The sequence below is a fragment of the Massilia sp. Root335 genome (assembly GCF_001425685.1).
In the GTDB taxonomy this organism is placed as follows: Bacteria; Pseudomonadota; Gammaproteobacteria; order Burkholderiales; family Burkholderiaceae_D; genus Telluria; species Telluria luteola.
The window spans coordinates 143085-151819 of record NZ_LMCY01000003.1 but is presented as its reverse complement, the minus strand read 5'-3'; the positions used below and the strand labels follow the sequence as shown (position 1 = coordinate 151819).

The following is an 8735-nucleotide window of genomic DNA, read 5'->3' as shown; positions in this document are numbered from 1 at the left end:
GCGCGGCGGGCGATGCGGCCGCGGTGGAACGCATCCGGCGCCGCATCGAACTGGCGGGGCAGGGCTGATAAGTCGACGCGGCCGCGTTCGCTGTGCAAGGGCGGGTCGGCCAGGTCCGGCAATGCATGGTGGGCAGCGGCAAAATATTTTCTCGTCGCCACGGCGCCGGCCATCCAAACGTGCCACTATCGCTTAGACTCGCAGTTCCTCTACCGAGAATGAACCCCATGACCGAGATGCCCAACGTCGCCGCCGTCGGTATTGCACCGCACCTGACCTTTCCGGTCGTCGGCATCGGCGCATCGGCGGGCGGCCTGCCGGCACTCCTCACCTTGTTCGGCCACATGCCCGCCGACAACGGCATGGCATTCGTGGTGATCCTGCACCTGTCGCCGAAGCACGAGAGCAGCGCCGACCAGGTCCTGCAGCGCGTCACCCGCATGCCGGTCCTCCAGGTCACGGAAGCGGTCAAGATCGAACCCAACCATGTCTACGTGATCGCGCCGAGCAAGCAATTGAGCATGTCGGACGGCAACCTCGTCGTCAGCGAGATGCGGCGGCCGCGCGGGCAGCACATCGCCATCGATGCATTCTTTCGCACCCTGGCCGAGGCGCAGAAGGAGCGCGCGATCGTGCTCCTGCTGTCGGGCACCGGCGGCGACGGCGCGACCGGCATCGGGCGGGTCAAGGAAATGGGCGGCGTGATCATCGTCCAGAGTCCGGCGGACGCGGAACACGACGGCATGCCGCTGGCGGCGATCAGTACCGGGCAGGTCGACTTCATCCTGCCGGTCGCCGAGATGCCGCAGAAGCTGATCGATTTGTGGCGCAATGCGAGCGTGATCGAATTGCCGCCGGCGGAAGGCGGCGAAGGTCCGGCACTGGTCATCGTCGACGACGGCGCCGCTTCGGAGCAGGCGCTGCAGCGCATCCTCGGATTGCTGCGCATGCAGACCGGGCACGATTTCCGCCAGTACAAGCGCGCGACCATCCTGCGCCGCCTCGAACGCCGCATGCAGGTGCGCGCGACGCGGTCGCTGCCGGACTACCTGCGCCTGCTGGAAGCCGACGCGAGCGAGCACAAGCTGCTGCTCAACGACCTGCTGATCGGGGTGACGAATTTCTTCCGCGACCGCGAGGCGTTCGAGGCGCTGGAGCGCGACGTGATCCCCGCCGTCTTCCGCGACCGCAAGGCCGGCGACGAGGTGCGCGCCTGGGTGGCCGGTTGCGCCACCGGGGAGGAAGCGTATTCGGTGGCGATGCTGCTGGCCGACCAGGCGGCGCTGATGACGAATCCGCCCGCCTACCAGGTCTTCGCCTCGGACATCGATGCGAACGCGATCGCCGTCGCGCGCGCCGGGCTGTATCCGGTCTCGATCGTGACCGACGTGCCGCCGGGCCGCCTGCGCCAGCATTTCACGCGCGAGGATGGCCGCTACCACATCCGCAAGCCGGTGCGCGACCGCATCCTGTTCGCCGAGCACAACCTGCTGCGCGATCCGCCGTTCTCGCGCATCGACCTCGTCACCTGCCGCAACCTGCTGATCTACCTGAACCGCGACATCCAGCAGCGCGTGCTGGAGACCTTCCACTTCGCGCTCAAGCCGGGCGGCTACCTGTTCCTCGGCTCGTCGGAGTCGGCGGAGGCGCTGGACGAACTGTTCGTCCCGGTGGACAAGAAGAACCGCATCTACCGCGCGCGGGCCGCCGTGCGCACGTTGCCGCAACACCGGGCGCAACCCGGCGCGCCGCTGCACCTGCACCTGCCCGAGCCGCGCACGCTGGTGTCGACGGCGCGCCGCCTGGCGCCGCCGGCCGAGGTGCACCGGCGCGCGCTGGCCCAGTTCGCGCCGCCCAGCGTGATCGTCGACACCGACCACAACATCGTCCACATGTCCGGGCACGCCGCCCGCTACATGCGCATGGTCGGCGGCGAGCCGTCGCGCGATATCCTCACGCTGGTGCTGCCGGAATTGCGCATCGACCTGCGCAGCGCCCTGTACCAGGTGCAGCACACCGGCGCGGCCGTGGAGGGGCGCCAGGTGTCGATGGCGCGTGCGGGGCACCAGTGCGTGGTCAGCATGTCGGTGCGGCCGTTCCACGACGACGAGGCCGCGCAGGACTTCCTGCTGGTGACGTTCGCGGACGTCGAGCGGGAGTCCGACCAGGACCGGAACGACGGCAAGGACCATGGCGACGAAGCGGTGCTGTCGCAGCTGGAGGCCGAACTCCAGCGCAAGAAGCAGCAGCTGCAGGAAACCATCGAGCATGCCGAGGTCTCGAACGAGGAGCTGCGCGCCGCCAACGAGGAACTGCAGGCGATCAACGAGGAGCTGCGCTCGGCCACGGAAGAGCTGGAAACCAGCAAGGAAGAGCTGCAGTCGGTCAACGAGGAACTCGTCACCGTCAATTACGAGCTCAAGCTCAAGGTCGAGGAGACCGGCAAGGCCAACGACGACCTGAACAACCTGATCGCCGCCACCGACATCGCCACGATCTTCGTCGACAGCGGCCTGCGCATCAAGCGCTTCACGCCGCGCGCCGCCGACATCTTCTCGGTCATCCCGACCGACGGCGGGAGGTCGCTGCTGGACCTCACGCACCGCCTTGACTATCCCGAGCTGGCCGACGACGTGGCGCTGACCTTCAACACGCTGCGCATGGTCGAGCGCGAGGTGCGCAGCCAGGAAGGCCGCTACTACATCGTGCGCGTGCAGCCGTACCGCACCACCGAGGATCGCATCGAAGGCGCGGTGATGACCTTCATCGACATCACGGGCCGGCGCGAAGCGGAGGAAAAGCTGCGCGCGGGCGAGGCGCGCATGCGCCTGGTGGCCGCGAGCACGGAGGATTATGCGATCGTCACGATGGACCAGGATGGCCGCGTGACGAGCTGGAACCGCGGCGCCGAGCGCATGTTCGGCTATCGCGAGAGCGAGGTGATGGGGCTCGAGCTGGACTTCCTGTCCACGCCCGAGGAGCGCGGACACGGCGCGCCGGCCGATGAGATCGAGCGCGTGCGCCGCGACGGCCGCGCCATCGACGAGCGCTGGTACCTGCGCAAGAACGGCGGCACGCTGTTTTGCCGGAGCGAGATCATCCAGATCCGGAACGTCGAGTTCCAGGGCTATGCGATGATCGCGCGCGACGAGACCGAGCGCGTGCGCCAGGAGCAGGAGCGGGAACAGACCCTGACCGCGGAACAGCGCAACCGTACCGACGCGGAACTGGCGCTGGGGCTGAAGGACGAGTTCCTGGCGATCATGGCGCACGAGCTGCGCCACCCGCTGAATCTCATCCACATCAACGTCGAGCTGTTGTCGCGCCTGCCCGACCTGCGCGGCTTGCCGGTCGTCGCGCGCGCCACCGGCGTGATCCGCCACGCGGTGCTGAGCCAGGCAAAGCTGATCGACGACCTGCTCGACATGTCGCGTGTGCGTACCGGCAAGCTGACGATGCAGATGGCGCCGGTGCAGCTGCTGCCGCTGGTGCAGGGCGCCGTCGACGCGGTGCGCGCCGATCCCGTCGCCGGCCGGCTGGCGATCGACCTGGAGGCGGACGATCCCGGCCTGGGCGTGATGGCCGACAGCGTACGGATCGAACAGGTCGTGATGAATTTGCTGAGCAACGCCATCAAGTTCACGCCGCCGGGCGGCAGCGTGTCCGTGCGTCTCGGCCGCGAGGACGGCCTGGCCCGGATCGACGTCAGCGACACCGGGCAGGGCATCGCGCCGGGTTTTCTGCCGCAGGTCTTCGAAATGTTCGCCCAGCCCGGCTCCGTGACCACGCGCGCCAAGGGCGGGCTCGGCATCGGGCTCGCGCTGGTGCGCGAGATCACCACGCTGCATGGCGGCCGCGTCGAAGCGTTTTCGGAGGGCGTCGGCAAAGGGGCGCGTTTCTCCGTCTGGCTGCCGCTGCTGGGCCGCGACGGCGGCCTCCCGCTGGCCGGGAAAGGCACGGTCGCCGCGGGTATCGCCGGCGTGCGCATCCTGCTGGTCGACGACGCCGAGGACGTGGTCGTGACGTGCAAGGCCCTGCTCGAGATGCACGGTGCGTTCGTGACGGGTGCGGCCAGCGGACCGCAGGCGCTCGAGATCCTCGCGGACAGCGACGTCGACCTGCTGATGTCGGATATTTCCATGCCGGGGATGGATGGCTATGCGCTGCTGAAGGCGGTGCGGGAGATGCCGCGCCATGCCGCGCTGCCCGCGATTGCCGTGAGCGGGCTCGCGCGCCCGTCCGACATTGCACGGGCCCGCGCGGCCGGCTTCGATGCGCACGTCGGCAAGCCGATGTCGGTCGAGCGGCTCACGGAAATCATCCGCGACCTGCTGGCGGTCCGGCGCGCGGCGTCCGCATGAGCCGTCCGCGGCGCCCGCGGGAGGATCACGACGTGGTCCGCAGGGCGGCCGGACCTTGCGCCGGCGGCCGCAGCGCGGGTGGCAGCTGGTTGTGGATGCGCACGGCCGCGCGCGCGGCCTGGCCCGTCGCGACCGCGATCTGGTTCAATCCCACGACGACATCGCCGATCGCGTACAGGCCGGGCACCGTCGTCTCCTGATGCTCGCCCACGACGATCTCCTCGCATTGCGCCGTGCGTGCGCCCAGCGCCGCGGCGAGGCCCGAGCGCGCGGTCTCGCCCAGCATCGGATAGAACACGTCCGCCTCGTGGGCCCGGCCGTCGTCGGTGTGCAGCACGGGCTTCATCGCCGCATCGAGCGTGACGGACAGTAGCGGGGAATCGACGTAGCGCACGCCGGCAGCAATCAGGCGGCGGCGGTCGTCGGCGCCCAGCATCGACGGCGAACCGCGTTCGAACAGGGTCACGTCGGCGCTGAACGTGCGCATGAACAGCGCGTGGCCGACCGGATTCACGGCCGCCGTCGCGACGGCGATGCGCTTGTCGATCACGTCGAAGCCGTCGCATACGGGGCACAGGCGCACGGACCCGAACGCGACGGCCTCGCGCCAGTTCTCGATCGGCAGGCCGGCATCGGTGACGCCCGTCGCCAGCACCACCGTGTGGGCGCGGATCGTGACGGTGCCGTCCTCGCCGTCGGGCGCGTAATCGGCCGCGAACAGGCCGTCCTCCATGCGCAGGTCAGTGATCTCGCCCGGCATCACGCAGCCGCCGTAGCGCGCCAGCTGCGTCGTGAGGTTGCCCAGCAGGATGTGGCCGGGCACGCCTTCCGGAAAACCGGGATAGTTGTGCGAGACGGGGATCAGCCGCAGGCGGCTGTTGCCCTTGTCGACGAGGGCGACGTTGCGCGTGAAGCGGCGCAGGTAGATGGCGGCGGTGAGGCCGCCCGGGCCGCCGCCGACGATCAGGGTGTCGTAAACCTTGGCGGTGGCGAGATCGGATGGGGTAGGCATGGGCCGATTATCCACAGGGTGCGTGCGGCTGGGCTATCGGCGTGTGCCCCGAGGCCGGGTCGGAAGCGGCTTACAGGACGTCGGACTAGTGCACGGCCTCGGGCTGCAGCGTGACGTGCTCGATGCCGTGCTTGTCGCGCAGCATCTCCTTCACGGCGCGCAGGATGGCGGGCCAGGCGTTCAGGTCGTCGATTTCCAGGTGGCCGATGAGCGCGGGCTCGCCGGGCGACATGTCCCATACGTGCAGGTCGTGCACGGAGCGCACGCCGGCAATGGCGGCCATGTCGGCGCCGATCTGCAGGTAGTCGATGTGGTGCGGCACGCCTTCCATCAGGAAGTGGTAGGACTCGCGCAGGATGCCGACCGTCGATTTGAGGATCAGCAGCGACACGAAGATCGACAGGATCGGGTCGATGCGCACCCAGCCCGTGAAGTGGATGACGGCGCCGGCCGCGATGGCGGCGATGGAGCCCAGCAGGTCGCCCAGCACGTTGACGAGGGCCGCGCGGGTGTTGATGCTCTGCTCGTCGCGCGACAGCACCCACGCGACGGACATGTTGATGCAGGCGCCGATGCCGGCCACGATCAGCACGGTCTTGCCGGCCACGTATTCCGGGTGCGCGAGACGCTGCGCGGCCTCGTACACGATCCAGCCCACGAGCAGGAGCATCGCGAGGCTGTTGACGAAGGCGGCCAGCGCTTCCGCGCGCACGAAGCCGAACGAATGGCGCGCCGACGGCGGCCGGCGCGCGATCAATTGCGCCAGCAGCGCGAGGCCGAGGGCGGCGGCGTCCGTCACCATGTGGCCGGCGTCCGAGATCAGCGCGAGCGAGTTCGACATGAAACCGCTGACGACTTCGACCACCGCATACAGCAAGGTCAGCCCGAGCGCGATGGCCATCGCTTTCTGGCTGCGGCCTTCGATCGTGTGGGCATGGCGGGCGTCGCCGTCGAGGTGGGCGTGGAGGTGGGCGGAGGAGCCGGACTGGTCGGACATGTAGGATGGAATGAAAGGAAACAGGCGGGAGTATACCGGTACGGCGCCCGCGCCGTCCCCACCTTGCGCATATCCGGCCGACTCCTTATAATGGCGGCATACGGGCGGTTAGTTCAGCTGGTTAGAATACTTGGTCGACATCCAAGGGGTCGCAGATTCGAATTCTGCACCGCCCACCAGAACACAAAAGACAATGCGGGGAACTTCGGTTTTCCGCTCTTGTCGTCAGTAAGAGCGAGAAAGGCACAAACGGTTATGACACCGCGAACTACAACGACGTTGTGGGGGAATCGCTAGACGCGGTAGGGTGTGCTTTTGTCCGGAAAACGACCGGAGCTCGACGACACTGAAAAAACGCGCCTGGTGCGCGTTTTTTTTCGTCCAGAATTTTCCAGTATCAAACTTAATAAACGCAACGGGCGCATGGCGCCGATGGAGCTCACAATGTTGAATGTTCGCCTCCCGGACGGCTCGAGCCGTCAATTCGAAGGTCCGGTGACGGTCGCCCAGGTGGCGTCCAGCATCGCCCCGAGCCTGGCCAAGGCCGCGCTGGCCGGCAAGGTCGACGGCAAGGTCGTCGACACCTCGTTCCTGATCGAGAACGATGCCGACCTGGCCATCGTCACGGACAAGGACCCGGAAGGCCTGGACGTGATCCGCCACTCGACCGCCCACTTGCTGGCCTATGCCGTCAAGGAGTTGTTCCCGGAAGCGCAGGTCACGATCGGCCCCGTGATCGACAACGGCTTCTACTACGACTTTTCGTACAAGCGTCCGTTCACCCCGGACGACCTGCAGGCCATCGAGAAGAAGATGGCCGAGCTCGCCAAGAAGGACGAGCCGGTCACGCGCAAGGTGCTGCCGCGCGACGAAGCCGTGGCCTACTTCAAATCGATCGGCGAAGACTACAAGGCCGAGATCATCGCGTCGATTCCGGCGAACGAGGACGTGTCGCTGTACACCGAAGGCAAGTTCACCGACCTGTGCCGCGGCCCGCACGTGCCCTCGACCGGCAAGCTGAAGGTGTTCAAGCTGATGAAGCTGGCCGGCGCGTACTGGCGCGGCGATTCGAAGAACGAGATGCTGCAGCGCGTCTACGGCACCGCCTGGACCAAGAAGGAAGACCAGGAACAATACCTGCACATGCTGGAAGAGGCCGAGAAGCGCGATCACCGCAAGCTGGGCAAGCAGCTGGACTTCTTCCACTTCCAGGACGAGGCGCCGGGCCTGATCTTCTGGCATCCGAAAGGCTGGACCATCTGGCAGCAGATCGAGCAATACATGCGCAAGACCTACCAGGTCACCGGCTACAACGAAGTCAAGGCGCCGCAGATCATCGACGTCACCCTGTGGCAGAAGACCGGTCACTGGGACAATTATCGTGAAAACATGTTCACGACCGAGTCGGAAAACCGCACCTATGCGCTCAAGCCGATGAACTGCCCGGGCCACGTGCAGATCTACAACGCGGGCCTGCGTTCCTACCGCGACCTGCCGCTGCGCTACGGCGAATTCGGCCAGTGCCACCGCAACGAATCGTCGGGCGCGCTGCACGGACTGATGCGCGTGCGCGGCTTCACCCAGGACGACGGCCACGTGTTCTGTACCGAAGCGCAGATCGCGCCCGAAGTGGTTGCCTTCCACGCCCAGGCGATGAAGGTGTACGAGGACTTCGGTTTCGAGAACATCGACGTCAAGATCGCGCTGCGCCCGGACAACCGCATCGGTTCCGACGAGGTGTGGGACCAGGCCGAGGAAGCGCTGCGTTCCGCGCTGCGCGGCTGCGGCGTGACCTGGACCGAGCTGCCGGGCGAGGGTGCGTTCTACGGTCCCAAGATCGAGTACCACCTGAAGGACAGCCTGGGCCGTCCGTGGCAGGTCGGCACGATGCAGGTCGACTTCTCGATGCCGGGCCGTCTCGGCGCTGAATATGTCGCGGAAGACAATTCCCGCAAAGTGCCCGTGATGCTGCACCGCGCGATCGTCGGCTCGATGGAGCGCTTCATCGGCATCCTGATCGAGAACTACGCCGGCGCGCTGCCGCTGTGGCTGGCGCCGGTCCAGGTTGCCATCCTGAACATCTCGGATGCGCAGGCCGACTACGTCAAACAAGTCGAAGCGAAGCTGAAGGCGGCCGGCCTGCGTGTTCACGCTGATTTGCGGAACGAGAAGATTACCTATAAAATTCGGGAGCATTCCGTCCAAAAACTGCCGTACATCCTAGTTGTCGGCGATAAAGAGCGGGATGCCAACACTGTGGCCGTTCGCGCTCGCGGCAATGTCGACCTTGGCGTCATGTCGGTCGATGCGCTGCTGGAACGCCTCCAAGGCGAGGTAGCATCCAAGGCAAAGTGATCAAGCTGAC

At 66.9% G+C, this 8735-nt stretch carries 4 protein-coding genes and 1 tRNA gene; 3 read left to right on the top strand and 2 right to left on the bottom strand.

The genetic code is table 11. The annotated features are described in order from the left end of the window. Positions 1-227: 227 nt before the first annotated feature. Positions 228-4361 (top strand): CheR family methyltransferase, encoded by a 4134-nt coding sequence (locus ASC93_RS01130; protein WP_056435692.1) that lies wholly within the window; start codon positions 228-230, stop codon positions 4359-4361. A gap of 25 nt (positions 4362-4386) precedes the next feature. On the opposite strand, the gene ASC93_RS01125 is transcribed toward ASC93_RS01130, so the two are convergent. Beyond that, positions 4387-5373 carry an NAD(P)/FAD-dependent oxidoreductase gene (locus tag ASC93_RS01125; RefSeq protein ID WP_056435689.1) on the bottom strand — a complete coding sequence of 329 codons (987 nt, stop codon included), beginning with the start codon at positions 5371-5373 and terminating at the stop codon, positions 4387-4389. An 85-nt stretch (positions 5374-5458) separates the two neighbouring features. Further along, complete coding sequence (locus ASC93_RS01120) at positions 5459-6370, bottom strand: cation diffusion facilitator family transporter (RefSeq protein ID WP_056435686.1); 912 nt, start codon at positions 6368-6370, stop codon at positions 5459-5461. A 102-nt stretch (positions 6371-6472) separates the two neighbouring features. Here ASC93_RS01120 and ASC93_RS01115 point away from each other — a divergent pair. Together ASC93_RS01115 and thrS are read left to right on the top strand one after the other, a co-directional pair. Then, positions 6473-6549, top strand: a tRNA-Val gene (locus ASC93_RS01115). A 265-nt stretch (positions 6550-6814) separates the two neighbouring features. Further along, positions 6815-8725, top strand: coding sequence for a threonine--tRNA ligase (gene thrS, locus ASC93_RS01110; RefSeq protein WP_056435684.1), 1911 nt, complete (start codon positions 6815-6817; stop codon positions 8723-8725). Positions 8726-8735: the final 10 nt, after the last annotated feature.

Coding starts and splice junctions, on each gene's coding strand:
- ASC93_RS01130 (WP_056435692.1), top strand. CDS start 228: ATGACCGAGATGCCCAACGTCGCCGCCGTCGGTATTGCACCGCACCTG.
- ASC93_RS01125 (WP_056435689.1), bottom strand. CDS start 5,373: ATGCCTACCCCATCCGATCTCGCCACCGCCAAGGTTTACGACACCCTG.
- ASC93_RS01120 (WP_056435686.1), bottom strand. CDS start 6,370: ATGTCCGACCAGTCCGGCTCCTCCGCCCACCTCCACGCCCACCTCGAC.
- thrS (WP_056435684.1), top strand. CDS start 6,815: ATGTTGAATGTTCGCCTCCCGGACGGCTCGAGCCGTCAATTCGAAGGT.